We start from the raw sequence: 14220 nt of genomic DNA, 5'->3' as shown, positions 1-14220 counted from the left end.
CGGACCGCGGAGTTGCGCCCGGACAGGTCATCAGCGTCGGGTCGCGTCGCTGCGCCGTCATCGTGAGGACGCTGCGATGGCCGGACAGGTTACTCAACGAAAGTTGCAGTCTTAGATCAGGCATGCACCGGCAATCGAGGTCGCCAGCAGCCACGTTGCGCGCGCAGCCGACCTTCAATGTGTTCGCGGCGCCTGATAGCTCTCGCCGGGGACCAGCGTTGTGACGTAGCCCCCGCTCCAGTCGCGATCAAAGATCGATGCCAAGGTGCTGGCGGCCGATTTCCCGTTCAGGCGAACCGACACGTCCACGGTGTTGTGGAAATAGCTCCACTCCCAGTTGCCCGTGCCGACGAACGATTTGTCGTCGTCCGCGACGGCATATTTGGCGTGCTCCACTCTCGCGTACGGGATGAATCCGCTCGGCGATGGAGGAACACGGCTGAACTTCACCGTGATATTGGGTAACGACGCAAGACTCTTCAGGTAGGACTGCGTAGGTTCGCTGAGCGACCAGTCGCCGACGATGATCCGGACATCCACGCCCCGGGCGGCTGCGTCGCGAATGGCTGTGTCCAGATCAGACCACCAGCCTTTGGCGCCAAAATGTCTGATCGCCGACAGTGTCATGACCTGTATGCGCATGACGTGCTGGCTTGCGTTGATCATATGGATCAATGCCCCCTCTTCGCTGCTGACCCATGCAGGCATGAGTGACGGCGGGCTGAAAGCAGGGAAAGCCGTGATCAGTGAAGAGTCGCCATCCTGGAGAACGACCGGATTGTCTTCGGTCGCGGGCGTGAAGCCGGGCGAAACCTGGGCCGCCTCGGCAGCCTTGGGCAAATCCGGATGGCCGGCCAATTGCCAGTCGAATTCAAAGGACGCTTCCACCGTTTTTGCGAAGCGCTCATTGCGAATACGCGCGCCTATCTCGTGGATCTGCTCAAGTGCTCGCCAGTCCCAGTTCTGGCTGCCAATGAACACCGCCTCCTCGTCGATCACCATGTATTTGGCGTGCAGCACCCCACCCGTCAATTCGTCCACGGGAAGAACGCGGATCGTGATGCCAGGTACTTGACGCAGGCGATCCACGCCCTCCTGGTTACTCTTCAGGAACGTGTGATCCACCAGCACCCGCACGGCGACACCTGCCGCAGCGCGCTCGGCAAGTGCGTTCAATACAGGCGAAAGTGCCCCGCCGCCCGGCTTGTCTGCGATGTAAAACGCGGCCACGTCGATGCTCTTGTGGGCCGAGCGGATCATCTGCAGCCATATGGCCCGCGTGCGCGGCACGCCCGGTTCACCATAGAACGTCCCCTCCGGCACGCTTTCAACGATCTGGAAGTCAGGCACGGGAGCGCGCGGAACGGGCTTTGCGGCAACGATCGACAACGAACAGAGCCCCAAGCCCATGCATGCACAGATCAGCTTGAGCGTCGTTGACCGAACGCTTCGTGGCTTAAGGTGGACCCAGCAGAATGGCTTCTTTGTTGGAGACAGTTTCATGTGGTGACTCGTGATGCCTCGTGGGAAACGAAATGGCGGTATCGGTGCGATGTGGTTCGCCTGCGATCGCGCATTGGTGATCTTCCAATTCCTCGGCGCTGCCGCGGTTGCCCTGGTCGAGCGACGCCTTGATGCTGAGCAGGATGAATCCTGGACGGCCGTCCGGCGCTCGCGCTCCGACGACGGCGAGGCCATGACGACCCATGGCGTCTCCTGCAGGGAGTGCGGCCGCCAAGGACTTGAACGGATCAACCGATAGCGATTCGCCGCCCACCCATCGGGCGTCATAGGCATGCCCAAAGGGAGGCAGCGGCTGAGCCAGCTTCTGCCACTGGATGCCGATGGTGGGAAGCAAGCGTTCCAGAACCTCGTGCACATCGGTCCGCACACAGTCGATATGGATGTGGAGCTGATCCTGTGATCGTCCGTAGCGGGAATTCACCGCGAGCATCAGCTGGTCACGCGGACGAGGTCCGTGCAACGCCGCCTCCACATATCGCTTCGCGTCCCAGGCGCGCGCGAAGTAGTTGGGCGCGCGGTCCTTCTGCAATGCCGGATCTTCCACGCCGCTGATGCGGTCAAGCGGAATCACCAGGTACTGATAGCGCCCCTTCTGATCCTTCAGGATGGCGTAGCCACCATGAGTTCCATCGCCTGGAACTACGATGCAAGGCGATGGCGGGTGGACACGGGAGGCCGCTGCAGGCGCGCAGACTTGACCCAGCTTCTTCCAAAGTGCGTTTCGGTCTTTGACGCCATCCGGTTCTCGCACCTGGCCATCGGCAGTGACTTCCTGCGACAGGCTTGCCAGCACGAGCCCGAGGAAAATCAGGCGCAGTCGCTTGTGCCAGGCTGCGCAGCTCATCATCGAACCCGTGGCCCAACGCCTGCTGGCCGTCCGTACCAAACGCTTGGCTGTCATGCCCGTTCGCCTCGGGCCAACAGCCACATGGACACCACGCCAGCGGCAATGCCGATGGCGGGCGCCAACCGCGCACTTCCGGTTGCCTTGAGCCACGCCGCGGGGAGGATGTCCGCCAATGCGACATACAGGATGGAGCCGGCGGCGAACGCCGCTGTCAACGCTGCTGCTCTCTCCGATGGCAACGTCGCTGCCACGGCGAGCGCCCCGGCAGGCACGGCGATGGCCATGGCGAGCGACAGAATGAAGGCGCGCCGCGGATCATAGCCATTGGAAACAAGCACGCCGGCGCTCGCCATCTCACGGGGAATCTCGTGGATCGCAATAGCGGCAAGCGCCGCATATCCGGCCGCAGGACTCGCCAAAAAAGCGCCGGCCAGGATGATCCCATCGACGCAATGGTGAATGAAATCGCTGGCGAGCGTCATCCGCGCAGCCGGCGCGATCACGCTTGCACTGAGGCCCCGGGCACGCACCACGTTCTCGACCAAGGCGAGAAATGTCGCGCCAATCATGAAGGCGAGCATGATCTCGCTCAGGTCGTCATGTGACCCCAACGCGTGCGGCAAGAGATGCAAAAGGCTGTCGCCGATCAGCAATCCCACGGCCATGGCCTGCAGCCATGGCAGCCAGCGAGTCCGCACGCCCCCAGGCATCCAGACGACGATGCGGGAGAACAAGGACGTCGCCCCAAGCACGAGGGACGCCAGGAAGATTTCGATCAGACGAGCATGCACGGATACGTCCCGATTGGCCGTTGCTTGACGACATCCATGCCCATCAATGAGGCCATCAAATGTTATGTTATAACATCATGGTGACGCACTAGGGCGACGGATACAGCCCTGCCAGAAGTCATGGCGCGCCAGTAAGACCATGCGATTGCGCGCCATGCCGTGAGCCCCGGTATGCAGAAATGCGCAGAAATGCCCGCCGCCAAATTCATGGTGAAGCTTCATCCCCCTGCACAACGCGTCGCTACTTCTTTTGACGGATGGCGAAGTTTGGTGCTTTCTGTGAATTCTTGAACGGTTCCGCGATACGAATCAGTGGACGCATAAACCGCCTTCATATCACTTGATGGCAGAGGTGCGCGCCATGGTTTCTCGGTACACGCGTCAATGCGTTCGCAAGTTCGTTTCGCCTCGCCCTCCTTCCACCCACGGGCGATGCACGGGGATCCATTTCATCGAGTCATTGCCGGGAACCTTGGCGATGGCTTCGTAGACTTTTGGTGCATCTGATATCCAGGAGCCGATCGTTCCATGGACAACGTGCGGGGGAATCGGCTGGGGGAAGCCATGCACGCACGTGGCGTCTATAAGCTCAGCGTCTTGGCCGCGCTGTTGGGCGTCACCGAAAGTGCCGTCAGTCGATGGCGGCACAGTGGCGCGATGACAGTGGAGAACGTCGCTTGCGCGGACGATGACTTCCTCAAGCAATGCACGGCAGCCACGCTGTCGCGCCGTCGAAGCAGGCCGTGGACTGGCGTCATGAGCGCGTGAAGCCGGTCCATCCAACCCATCGCGTTCATGCCAAGGGGTTTGACCCCACTCAACATCGGCAAGGCGGTCAGCACGGTATTGGATACCACGCTGGTCACAACCCTCCCGTGGTGGTCCGACTTTCAACGTGCCGCACTAGCCTTCCAGTCGGACGCACAAAAGACACTGCAGGCACTTCGTGCGGATCTGCTTGATTACATGAATGAGGCTTATGCAACGGTACTGAAAGATGGTGAAGAACCATAGGACAGATGGGTCATGACCCATCTCGCCGGATGCTGGCGCGTCCGGCGAAATGGCGTCGCCAAGGAGCACGATGCTATGGGTGGCACTGGGCATGTCTAGCCATGCGTGGAATCGACCCACTGACGTCGCCGTCGAAGGCGATATCTCGCGTCCTTGCAGGTCACTGGCCGGAACGGCTGTGTTTCATATCTCTGGCCAACGACTCGACATGGCCGATCCAGGCGGAAAGCAAATCGGCGTCTTCTTCCCAGAGCTCTCTCAGTTCGCTGGACTCGCCGCAGACGCGCAAGCATGCCTTCGAACCGAGCTCGGCCAGGGAGGAGAAGTCGAGTGAGGCCAGGCCTTCGCGCCAGGCTATCCGCGCTCCGGTTTCGTCATCGTCCAAGGGCTGCCCGTTCCTTGCCGACAGGATGACTGCCGCGCAAGCGAGCACTGCCTGGCCATCGTCATAGTCCACGTAGTCCGCGGCAAGCGCGCGTTCGAATGCTGCTCGCATCACTGCTCGCGGGTCGGCCCGCGGAATGAGCTGTTCCTCGAGGAAATCCAAAGCGGTGTCATCGTCGAAGACTCTTGCAGCCCACGCGCCCATCTGCTTCTCCTTACGTCAATAGCTGGTTGAAATGCTGCCTTGGCGACACAGTCATTCCTTCAACCTGTGGCTGTCCTCGGCGGTCAGGTCCAGCCCGTAGACCTCTCGCAGCTTCTGGATGTGCTGCAGCGTCTTCGTCGAAAAGGGCTTCTTGTTCTCAAAGGCATGCAAGGCGATCCCTTCAATCAGATCGCCCAATGAGATGTCCATGGTCTCGGCGAGGCTCTTGAGTACTTTCAAGATCCGCTTTTCGATGCGTACGCCTGTCTGCACGCGATCGATCTTCTTTTCGTCATTCATGGTGAATTTGTCGGTTGCCCAGATTTGAAATCAACTCTTGGCCAAGGACTTCCGGAACAGGAGGCTCCTTGGGCTGCGCTCCAGAAAAGGCTCTTCCTTGTAATCCAAGCTTCGGTAGAGGGCAACCGCGGAGACGAGATCCTGGCCGGTGTCGAACTCGATGGTCCGGGCACCCTTCCCTGCCACGAATTGTTCCGCCCGCATCATCAATGCCCGTCCCATGCCTGAGCGCCGTGCCGAAGGAACTATCCAGAGGCGATAGAGCCTGGCAAGTCCGGCTCCTGCAGCATGACTGACCACGATCATGCCCAGTACCGAGAGATCACGGATGGCGAAAATGACATGGGCCTGCTGCAGCTCCTCCGCAGCGAGTGAACCCTCCGGCTGGTCGTGGCCGCTCTGGCGAAGCTCGGCCGTCATGTGCGAACTGATGCGATGAAACAGGCTGCAGTTCGCCGCCGTCTCCAGAAAATCGATCGTGTTGCTTGAGGTGATCGCGTCGCTCATTGGAGTTGCTCGATTCCGATTAGTGGGGTTGCGCGGTGGAGTGCGCAAGCATGCCGACGATCGCGTCGCGCCACTCCGGGCCCTGCGCCGTGAAAAACTGCTCGAACTCGGCGAGGTACCTGGCATCGGCGTTTTTCAGCAGCGTGCGACTGCACCACACGTGCACGTGCACGGTTGCCGGATCTCTCTGGCTCAGCGAAATGTCGTAGCGCGACACTCCCGTCGCTGGAATGAAGATGAGATAGCCGACCTTGCCCTGCGCGGGCTCGTAGCGATCCATGACCCAGGTTGCAGCGCCCCACTGCGACTTCGTCTGAAAAACGGCGCCGACTTCCTGGCCGCCACCGGCGGGGCGCACAAATTCAGGGTTCCAGTCAGGCGCCCACTCTCGCTCTTTTACCGGCCCAAAATAGGGCGCCAGCGCCGCCACGGTTCCCGGCAAGTCGAAGTCGAACTCGCGTTCTGCATACATCGATGGAGCTCCTGTATGGGATGAAGGGATCGACACGCCGTGGATGCCGTGTGCGGCAAGCACACCGTGCCCCTCCTTCGCATCGCCTTGCGAATGCACCACCGCCACTCCCAGGCCGATCGCCAGGGACGCGGCTACAGGGCCGATCAGTATCATCTTCATGCTCATTGAAACCCCCAGCCAGGTAGGTGGCTCTCGACCACGCCGTCCGCTCATTGCAATTGAGGTACCGTGGTACCACGGTACATCCTAGAGCCGAAATGACCTGCCGTGCAAGCGGGTCGCCGGGCGTGGCTCCTGCCCTCGCGGCCGAATGAACACGCACTCCACGGTCCGTTGTCAGGACAATGGCCCGCGAGTAAGTTGCATCCATGGCGCTTAAACGGATGGACAACGTAGGCATCGTGGTCGAGGACCTCGACGCGACGATCGCTTTCTTTCGCGAGCTCGGCCTCGATCTCGAGGGGCGGACCATGATCGAAGGAGCATGGGCCGGACGCGTCACGGGATTGGGCGATCAACGCGTCGAGATTGCCATGATGCGCACGCCCGACGGCCACAGCCGGCTCGAGCTCTCCCGGTTTCTCGCTCCGCCAACAATCGCCGATCACCGGAACGCTCCGGTGAACGCGCTGGGCTACTTGCGCGTCATGTTCACCGTGGATGATGTCGATGAGACGCTCGAGAGGCTTCGCAAGCGTGGCGCGCAGCTTGTGGGCGACGTCGTCCAGTACAAAGACGCGTATCGCCTCTGCTACATCCGCGGACCTGAAGGACTGCTTATTGGACTCGCCCAGGAACTTGGCTGACATCCCGGGCCCATGAACCGGCTCAGGGCCTCTGAGGTGAGTAGTCCGCGATATCGCCGGGCATCAGCTTGCGCGTGCGCCAGTGCCCGCATGAGGGTATGGCTTCAGGCGAACAGGCACTAGGGAAGCTTGAACTTTCGCGTGGCGCGCACCGGCCAGATCGAGGTGAAGCTCGATCCGCCAGCCACCCGGAATGCCGCGGAAACGCCGTTCGTTATGCCCAGTTCTTCCAACACGTCTTTTGCGCGCCGAAAGGATAGCCGCGGATCGGACGCGAGCATGAAAAGATTGATCTCTTTGGGGCTGACATCGTAGCCCTCCAGCTCGACGGTATGGCCCAGGGCCTCCTTCAGCCTTGCCTCGATCGTTGCGAGGAAGGCTTCGTCGGCCAGCGACTTGCGCCAGAACTTGATGATGAGTTGATAGTCCATCGATCGATTGTAAGCGCAACTACCTGCGCTATCGTCAACAGCCTTTCACCATGCGGCAAGCCACCGGGCAAGCAAGTGTCTGCGCATCTTCAGGCGAGTACACTGTTCGCATACTGGCCCGTCATCGCCACACCCAGGTGCAACGACATGAACGCCCCCAGCGCCGTCGAGTCCCCTAGTGTTTCCGTGACACCCAGGTCGTCGTCGACGGCTTCACGGCTGGTCTATCGTCATACGCTGCCGATCCGGATCATGCACTGGATCAATGTGATCGCATTGACCCTGATGCTGCTCAGCGGCCTGCAGATCTTCAATGCGCATCCCAATCTCTACTGGGGCAATCGCTCCGACGAGGGCACGGCCTGGCTGGCCCTGGATGCACATGAAGATACGGCCGGCAATCTGGTCGGCACCACGCGGGTTGGCCAGCACCAGGTCACCACGACCGGCGTACTGGGCGTGTCCAAAGGCAGCGACGGCACGCCGACCGCGCGGGGTTTTCCCTCTTGGCTGACGGTGCCCAGCGCGGGCTGGCTGGCCATGGGCCGGCGCTGGCATTTCTTTTTTGCCTGGGTGTTTGTGCTCAATGGGCTTTGCTATATCGCCTACTCATTCGCGCATAAGCACCTGCAACGCGATATGTGGCCGACACGTGCGGACTGGCGTGGCATCGGCCGCTCCATCGTCGATCACATCCGGTTCAAGCACCCCCATGGGGACGAGGCGCTGCGCTACAACATTCTGCAACGGCTTGCTTATCTGACCGTGATCTTCATCTTCGGCATCGGCATCGTATTGATGGGCCTGGCGATGTCTCCGCGCCTGGATGCGGTGCTTTCGCCCCTGGTCGAAGCGGTGGGTGGACGCCAGTCAGCAAGGTCGATTCACTTCATCATCGCCTGGGCGTTTGTCGCCTTCGTGGTGATTCATGTCTTCGAGGTATTGGTGAGCGGGGTCTTCAACCAGTTGCGCGGCATGATTACCGGCTACTACAAGGTCAAGCCCGGACCGGCGGCGACTGTCGATGCCAAGCCTGAGCCAGCGGCGCCCGCCATGTCTCCCGAGCGCGCCACTGCCGAACAAATGCCGATCGTGGAGGACCCTCGCCATGAGTGATCGCCGATCGTTTCTGCGTATGGCCGGCATGGGTGCCGCGGGCATCTTCCTCGCGGGTTGCGACCGTATTTCACAGAGCGGCCTGGGCGCCCGGGTATTGGGCAGCGCCGAAGGGTTGAATCGTCGCGTGCAGACGCTGCTGTCGCCCTCCACCGCCATGGCAAAGGAATACTCCGAGGCCGAGATCTCCCCGGTGTTTCATCCCAATGGCACCACCATGCCGGACACGCCTGCCTATCAGGCATTGATGGCCAACCAGTTCCGCGACTACAAATTGCAAGTGGACGGACTGGTGACGCATCCGGCGATGCTATCGATTGACGACCTGAAGGCGCTGGATGACCGCACCCAGATCACCCGGCACGATTGCGTGGAAGGCTGGAGCGCGATCGGCAAGTGGCGCGGCACTGTACTCTCGGCCGTGCTCGACCACGTGGGCGTGAGTCCACAGGCAGCCTTTGTCGTCTTTCATTGCTTTGACGAAATGGACGCGGACACGCCGTACTACGAAAGCGTGGACATCCGCGAAGCAAGACATCCGCAGACTTTGCTGGCCTTTGAATTGAACGACCAGCCGCTGCCGGTACCGAACGGCGCACCCTTGCGCCTGCGCCTTGGCCGGCAGCTAGGTTACAAGCAGGCCAAATACATCAGCCGCATCGAGCTGGTGAGCTCGTTCAAGGATATCGGCGACGGCAAGGGCGGTTATTGGGAAGACCAGGGTTACGAGTGGTACGCGGGCATCTGACCCGAGGCCGGAACCCGGGTCGCGCAGCGCACGTGGAGTCCGGACTTGTCCATGGTGCATGGACAAGTCCGGATCGACCGCGATGGCCTCGACGCAATGCCTGTTACATCGGCGGCGCAGTACCGTTCAGCCCGACTGCCACGAACCCGGCAGCCACCGGATTGCCCGGCTTGCCGGCCACGAAGACCTTCGCACCTTTGACGATGGCGCTCTTGTCGGCTGGCGCGAAGGTCACGATCGGCGTGTTCGCCGTCACATTGATCGTCTTCTCGCCCGAGCCGTAGTCGACCACCAGCGTGCGTGCGCCACTGCCATCAGCCGTCTTCACCGTGCCGTTGGTCATCGCCGAATGCATGGCCGAACCACCGGCTGCGCTGCTCTTGACGGTGCCATTGGTCATCGCCGACGACTTCACGCTGCCGTTGGTCATGGCCGACCCGGCACCGCCATGGGCGGGCAGATCCCAGGCGTAATCACCCAGGCCCGTGCCCTTCATCGCCGGCGGAAACACCACGACTTCCAGGGCGTTGGCGGCGGCGCCGTGCGGCACGTTGGCCGAACCAATGTAGGAGCCTGGCTGGATCGCATCCAGATTGCTGGGCACCACGCCGGCGATATGGGTATCGGCTGCGATCGCGACGTTCTGCGCGCCCGTCGCCGTCTGCACCGTAAAGCCCGTGGCGGTGACATCCGTCACCGTGCCGCGCACATGCACCGCTTGATCCGCGGCGATGGCGGGTACGGCGGTTGCCATGGCGATGGCCATACCGGCGAGCAACAGCGTTCGTTTCAAAGTTCCATATGTCATGACTAACAACCTCCAGTGGATATCTCGGATCAGGTGTGACCACTGTTACTTCGCCTGGAATCAACTGAAGGTTACTCAGGAGATGTTGGAACGGCATGAAGATGGAGCGAGCAGAGGCGACCCAGGCGCCGTACGAGCCTCAGGCCGGCCAAAGCAGGAACCGCGCCAACGCCCGCTCAAGGCGCAATCCGCACGTGATGGCCTTTGGAAGGTCATGCAGCGAGCAGCACCGTTGCCGTTGGACGGCGCGACTTGCGCAGGACTACTAAGCCTCGCGCTCTCAACGTGCATGTCGCGAGACAGGCTAAACAGGAGGTGCACGTCGGGCTTCGTGTCTGCAAAAGGTTGACGGTCGATTCACCTGCCCCGTGAGAATCGTTGCGCTGCATGAGGTGGATCGACGTTGCGCGACCCCATGAGACGCCACCCAGTCACGACCAGGCAAGCCGCCATGGCGGCGGGAAGACAGCCATGTCACTACGCGACTACGCCCGCAAGCGGCACTTCGACAAAACGCCAGAGCCTCGTCCAGAAAAGTCCGTCGGAAAGGCTGGGCGTGAACTGTTTGTGGTGCAACTGCATCACGCGCGGCGGCGCCATTACGACTTCCGGCTGCAGGTGGGAGACGTACTGAAGAGCTGGGCCTGCCCCAAGGGACCCAGCTACGACCCCAAGGTGAAACGGCTCGCCGTGGAGGTGGAAGACCATCCGGTGTCGTATGCCTCCTTCCACGGCGATATTCCCGATGGCTACGGCGCAGGTCACGTCGATACCTTCGACACGGGGGTGTGGGCGACCTCGGGCGATGCGGAGGCGCAACTTCAGAAAGGACATCTGCGCTTCGAGCTGTTCGGCCAGCGGCTCAAGGGTGGCTGGCACCTGGTTCGAGGTCATCGCCAGGAAAAGAAGCCCGTGTGGTTCCTGATCAAGGACGAGGATGCCTATGTGTCCAAGGTCGAGGCCGATGACCTGCTCGACGCGACCATGGTTGCCAGCACTAGGCGAGCATCGGGAAAGAGCGGCGGCGCGAAAGAGGTGGCGCAGAAGTTGACGCACTCAAAGCGCCGACACGCTCCAACCGCCGGCAAGCGACGCGTATCGCCCTCGCGATGGATCGCCAAAGTCGAGGGCGCCAAGAAGCGAGTCGCACCCAGGGGCTTTTTCAAGCCGGAGTTGGCGACGTTACGCGACGCGCCTCCCACGGGTGACGACTGGCTCAACGAGGTGAAGTGGGATGGCTATCGCATCCTCACCTCGATCACCGACGGACAGGTGGAATGCTGGTCGCGCAATGCCCTGCCCTGGACCCACAAGCTGCCCGAGATCAGGCAGGCCATCGAGGCGCTCGGGCTGAACTCGGCGCAGTTGGACGGTGAACTGATTGCCCTCGTCGATGGACAATCGGACTTCAACGCCTTGCAGCAGACCTTGTCGGGCGAACGCGCGTCGCCGCTGGCCTATGTGCTGTTCGACCTGCCTTATCTGGAAGGCTACGACCTCTCCCGCTCGCCCCTGATCCATCGCAAAGAGGCGCTGCAGCGCCTGCTCCAGGACGCCCCATCCCAGCTTGCCTATAGCAGCCACATCGTGGGTGGCGGCGAAGCGGCCTTTGAGAGTGCGAGCGCCCACCACCTCGAGGGCATCATGTGCAAGCGCGTCGGTTCGCCTTATCGGGGTGGACGTGGCGACGACTGGGTCAAGGTGAAGCGCCTGCAGTCCGATGAGTTCGCCGTGGTGGGCTATACCGCTGCCAAGGGATCGAGGAAGGGATTTGGCTCGCTGTTGCTGGCCAGGCCTGCGCCCGCTGGCGAGTGGAGTTACGTAGGTCGCGTGGGTTCAGGCTTTACCGACGCGATGCTGCGTGAACTCACCCGCACGCTGGCGCGCGCCGGCTCGCGTTCGCCCACCATCAAGCATGCGAGCGAAGCGCCTCGCGATGCCCACTGGATTGCGCCGACCGCGGTGGCCGAGGTGTTCTATCGCGGCATCGGCAATCACGGACTATTGCGGCAACCCAGTCTCAAGGCCATGCGGCCGGACAAGTCACCCAGGGACTTACGCAGTGGCGATCGCATCGGCAAAAGCCATGGGGCTGCAAAGTCGCGCCGTGGCACGTCGACCGAACCGGCAGGCATCGTCATCACACATCCCGATCGCGTGGTCTATCACGGGGAAGGCATCACCAAGCAGGACATCGTCGACTACTATACGGCAGCCATGACGTGGTTCCTGCCTGGCGTCATCAACCGGCCGATGTCCGTGATTCGTTGGCCCGGCGGCATCAACAAGCCCAGCTTCTTTCAGAAGCACTTGCCAACCGGCGGCCTCAATCATGTCGGCTCCGTCCGCCTGAAAGAGGAAACCGGCGCCTCTGCTGTCTACCTCTATCCGGACAGCGCGGACTCGATCATCGAGCTGGTGCAATACAACGCGATCGAGTTCCATCCCTGGGGTGCGCATATCGATGACCCTGATGGCGCCGATCGCATCGTGTTCGATCTGGACCCAGGCCCCGATGTCGAATGGACCCGCGTGAAGGCCGCCGCTCGCCTGCTCAACAAGCTCCTGGATCAGCTTGGCTTGAAGAGCTTCCTGCGCACCACCGGCGGCAAAGGGCTGCACGTCGTGGCGCCCTTGAAGCCGGTGGCACCGTGGGACGAGGTGAAGTCCTTCGCGCACGGCTTTGCGCAGGCGCTCGAATCGATGTACCCGCTGGAGTTCGTGTCGGTCAGTTCCAAGACGCGACGCGCAGGCAGGATCTACGTGGATTATCTGCGCAACGGCCGCGGCGCCACGGCAGTGGCGTCCTATTCGCTGCGTGGCCGCCCAGGCGCACCTGTCGCCATGCCCTTGCGCTGGAGCGAGCTGAGCCGCCTGAAAAGTGCTTCGCAGTTCGACATGCGCTCTGCTCTTGCACGACTGAAGCGGCAACGTGCCGACCCATGGGAAGGCATCGACACGACCAGGCAGAGCCTGGCGACAGTCATGAAGGCGCTCGAAGCGAGATCGTAGGCTCGGTCACCGATAGGTGGCCCAGCCTCCTGCGCAGCCTTCAGGCGCTGTCGTTCGCCGCCGATGCATTGAGTGCCGACGCCACGGCGGCGTCGCCGCTGACGATGTCCTTCCACTGGAGTTCCGTGCCCTTGCGATGACCGCGAGGCGTCAACTTCAAACCATTCGCGTCGAGCACCAGGGTATAGGTCTCGCCATCGATGGTGACTTCGCGGCGCAGGGTTTTGTCGAGAGGTGTCATGGAAGGCTCCGTGGGTTCTCGTTCGTGCGTGATGGTACTACCCTCGGCGCGTCATGGTGACCGGTCCGCGACATCGCACATCCACCACAGAACGTCGACAACATCGATACATGCAGCCACGCACAGTTCATCGTTTCGCCAGTCAGCCCATGTCATGAAATTTTCACGCCGAGCGGCCTTGATCGTCTTCATCGTCGCACTGCTGGTTATCCTTGCCGCAGGTTTCTACCGCGCCGCGATGCATGAAGATTTGCGGCCCGAGCCTGCGCCTGCGACATCGGCACAGCAGCCATAACAAGCCGCGCCGGCAATTTACACACCGCCGCAACGAGCGATGCGGAAGGATGCACGGGCGATCGGCTGCGAGTCCGCACTACCCAGGCTGGATTCTCCGACCGGGCAAGGACATCAAGGCCATTCGCACCGGGGCAGCGTCCGTACCGCATTCGGACCCTGCCCCTCTTTTTTGTCTCACTTCGCAGCCCTCAGGACTCCAGCCATGCCGATCCGGAAAAACAGGGCCCTCACCCAGGCGTTGCCCATCGCCTGGTGGTGGGATCTGGCGGCGAAATCGACACAGATGTTGGGCGCCTCGGCGGAGGTGGTCCTGCGGCGCAGTGCTCAGATCAGTGGCATGAGCAACCCGCCCTCCGCGGCCGATCAAAGGGAATTGACCACGATGGTGACGGAGAAGGTGGCAGCCGCGCAGCAATCAGCCACAGCCATGATGATGAGCGCGAGCGCCACCGCCTCGAAGTTCTGGTGGAACCAGTGGATGGCGAGCACGGGACTGAGCGGTCGCAAGGCCGTCACCTCCTCTGGCATCGCCGCCAGCGCATCGCGCTCGTCTGCCGCCATGCTCACGGCCGGTCTGCAGCCGTATCGCCAGCGGGCGATGAGTAATGCCAAACGGCTGCGCAAACGCCGACCCAAGCGGTGACTTCGTCTGTGGACGGCCGTTTGCAGGAGCGCACTTGTGCGCGACCACCTGGGGGAGCGGTGTTACGGTGG

16 protein-coding genes are annotated in these 14220 nt (G+C 61.9%); 6 read left to right on the top strand and 10 right to left on the bottom strand.

All coding sequences use genetic code 11. The annotated features are described in order from the left end of the window. Positions 1 to 174: 174 nt before the first annotated feature. The 3 genes from AB4Y82_RS06425 to AB4Y82_RS06415 are packed head-to-tail and all read right to left on the bottom strand — an operon-like array spanning position 175 to position 3162. Positions 175 to 1503: a phospholipase D-like domain-containing protein gene (locus AB4Y82_RS06425; RefSeq protein WP_441603899.1), complete on the bottom strand. Its 1329-nt coding sequence runs from the start codon at positions 1501 to 1503 to the stop codon at positions 175 to 177. Beyond that, positions 1457 to 2425, bottom strand: a complete 969-nt coding sequence (locus AB4Y82_RS06420) for a CDP-diacylglycerol diphosphatase (RefSeq protein WP_441603900.1) — start codon at positions 2423 to 2425, stop codon at positions 1457 to 1459. The genes AB4Y82_RS06425 and AB4Y82_RS06420 overlap by 47 nt, the downstream gene beginning before the upstream one ends. Beyond that, the gene (locus AB4Y82_RS06415) at positions 2422 to 3162 is read right to left on the bottom strand and encodes a ZIP family metal transporter (protein WP_441603901.1); all 741 of its coding nucleotides are present in this window, start codon (positions 3160 to 3162) and stop codon (positions 2422 to 2424) included. Before AB4Y82_RS06415 ends, AB4Y82_RS06420 begins: the two co-directional genes overlap by 4 nt. 564 nt (positions 3163 to 3726) lie before the next feature. Here AB4Y82_RS06415 and AB4Y82_RS06410 point away from each other — a divergent pair. Continuing rightward, complete coding sequence (locus tag AB4Y82_RS06410; RefSeq protein ID WP_441603902.1) at positions 3727 to 3930, top strand: hypothetical protein; 204 nt, start codon at positions 3727 to 3729, stop codon at positions 3928 to 3930. A gap of 406 nt (positions 3931 to 4336) precedes the next feature. On the opposite strand, the gene AB4Y82_RS06405 is transcribed toward AB4Y82_RS06410, so the two are convergent. From AB4Y82_RS06405 to AB4Y82_RS06390, 4 genes are read right to left on the bottom strand one after another with little or no spacing between them, the layout of a single operon-like run. Then, complete coding sequence (locus tag AB4Y82_RS06405; protein ID WP_441603903.1) at positions 4337 to 4765, bottom strand: DUF4259 domain-containing protein; 429 nt, start codon at positions 4763 to 4765, stop codon at positions 4337 to 4339. 51 nt (positions 4766 to 4816) lie between these two features. After that, positions 4817 to 5065: a hypothetical protein gene (locus AB4Y82_RS06400; protein WP_441603904.1), complete on the bottom strand. Its 249-nt coding sequence runs from the start codon at positions 5063 to 5065 to the stop codon at positions 4817 to 4819. A 30-nt stretch (positions 5066 to 5095) separates the two neighbouring features. Next, positions 5096 to 5572, bottom strand: coding sequence for a GNAT family N-acetyltransferase (locus tag AB4Y82_RS06395; RefSeq protein ID WP_441603905.1), 477 nt, complete (start codon positions 5570 to 5572; stop codon positions 5096 to 5098). Between the two features lie 19 nt (positions 5573 to 5591). After that, positions 5592 to 6206: a hypothetical protein gene (locus tag AB4Y82_RS06390; RefSeq protein ID WP_441603906.1), complete on the bottom strand. Its 615-nt coding sequence runs from the start codon at positions 6204 to 6206 to the stop codon at positions 5592 to 5594. Positions 6207 to 6430: 224 nt separating this feature from the next. Here AB4Y82_RS06390 and AB4Y82_RS06385 point away from each other — a divergent pair, with 224 nt between their 5' ends. After that, positions 6431 to 6853 carry a VOC family protein gene (locus AB4Y82_RS06385; protein WP_441603907.1) on the top strand — a complete coding sequence of 141 codons (423 nt, stop codon included), beginning with the start codon at positions 6431 to 6433 and terminating at the stop codon, positions 6851 to 6853. Positions 6854 to 6972: 119 nt separating this feature from the next. Here the strand turns inward: AB4Y82_RS06385 and AB4Y82_RS06380 are convergent, their stop codons facing one another. Further along, positions 6973 to 7284 carry a hypothetical protein gene (locus AB4Y82_RS06380; protein WP_441603908.1) on the bottom strand — a complete coding sequence of 104 codons (312 nt, stop codon included), beginning with the start codon at positions 7282 to 7284 and terminating at the stop codon, positions 6973 to 6975. Positions 7285 to 7431: 147 nt separating this feature from the next. On the opposite strand from AB4Y82_RS06380, the gene AB4Y82_RS06375 reads away from it, so the two are divergent. Together AB4Y82_RS06375 and AB4Y82_RS06370 are read left to right on the top strand one after the other, a co-directional pair. Then, positions 7432 to 8400 carry a cytochrome b/b6 domain-containing protein gene (locus tag AB4Y82_RS06375; RefSeq protein ID WP_441603909.1) on the top strand — a complete coding sequence of 323 codons (969 nt, stop codon included), beginning with the start codon at positions 7432 to 7434 and terminating at the stop codon, positions 8398 to 8400. After that, a complete protein-coding gene (locus tag AB4Y82_RS06370) occupies positions 8393 to 9148 on the top strand; it encodes a molybdopterin-binding protein (RefSeq protein WP_441603910.1) in 756 nt (251 codons plus the stop codon). Before AB4Y82_RS06375 ends, AB4Y82_RS06370 begins: the two co-directional genes overlap by 8 nt. A gap of 103 nt (positions 9149 to 9251) precedes the next feature. Here AB4Y82_RS06370 and AB4Y82_RS06365 read toward each other — a convergent pair whose 3' ends face one another. Continuing rightward, entirely contained in the window at positions 9252 to 9956 is a 705-nt protein-coding gene (locus AB4Y82_RS06365) for a hypothetical protein (protein WP_441611168.1), read from the bottom strand. A 471-nt stretch (positions 9957 to 10427) separates the two neighbouring features. On the opposite strand from AB4Y82_RS06365, the gene ligD reads away from it, so the two are divergent. After that, positions 10428 to 12968 carry a DNA ligase D gene (gene ligD / locus AB4Y82_RS06360; RefSeq protein WP_441611167.1) on the top strand — a complete coding sequence of 847 codons (2541 nt, stop codon included), beginning with the start codon at positions 10428 to 10430 and terminating at the stop codon, positions 12966 to 12968. A gap of 40 nt (positions 12969 to 13008) precedes the next feature. On the opposite strand, the gene AB4Y82_RS06355 is transcribed toward ligD, so the two are convergent. Continuing rightward, positions 13009 to 13209: a hypothetical protein gene (locus AB4Y82_RS06355; RefSeq protein ID WP_441603913.1), complete on the bottom strand. Its 201-nt coding sequence runs from the start codon at positions 13207 to 13209 to the stop codon at positions 13009 to 13011. Positions 13210 to 13708: 499 nt separating this feature from the next. Here AB4Y82_RS06355 and AB4Y82_RS06350 point away from each other — a divergent pair, with 499 nt between their 5' ends. Continuing rightward, a complete protein-coding gene (locus AB4Y82_RS06350) occupies positions 13709 to 14149 on the top strand; it encodes a hypothetical protein (protein ID WP_441603915.1) in 441 nt (146 codons plus the stop codon). Positions 14150 to 14220 lie beyond the last annotated feature (71 nt).

Source organism: Dyella sp. 2YAF14, assembly GCF_052114725.1.
Taxonomy (GTDB): domain Bacteria; phylum Pseudomonadota; class Gammaproteobacteria; order Xanthomonadales; family Rhodanobacteraceae; genus Dyella.
Note: the sequence above shows the minus strand (reverse complement) of the source record. Positions and strands in the feature narration are given on the sequence as shown.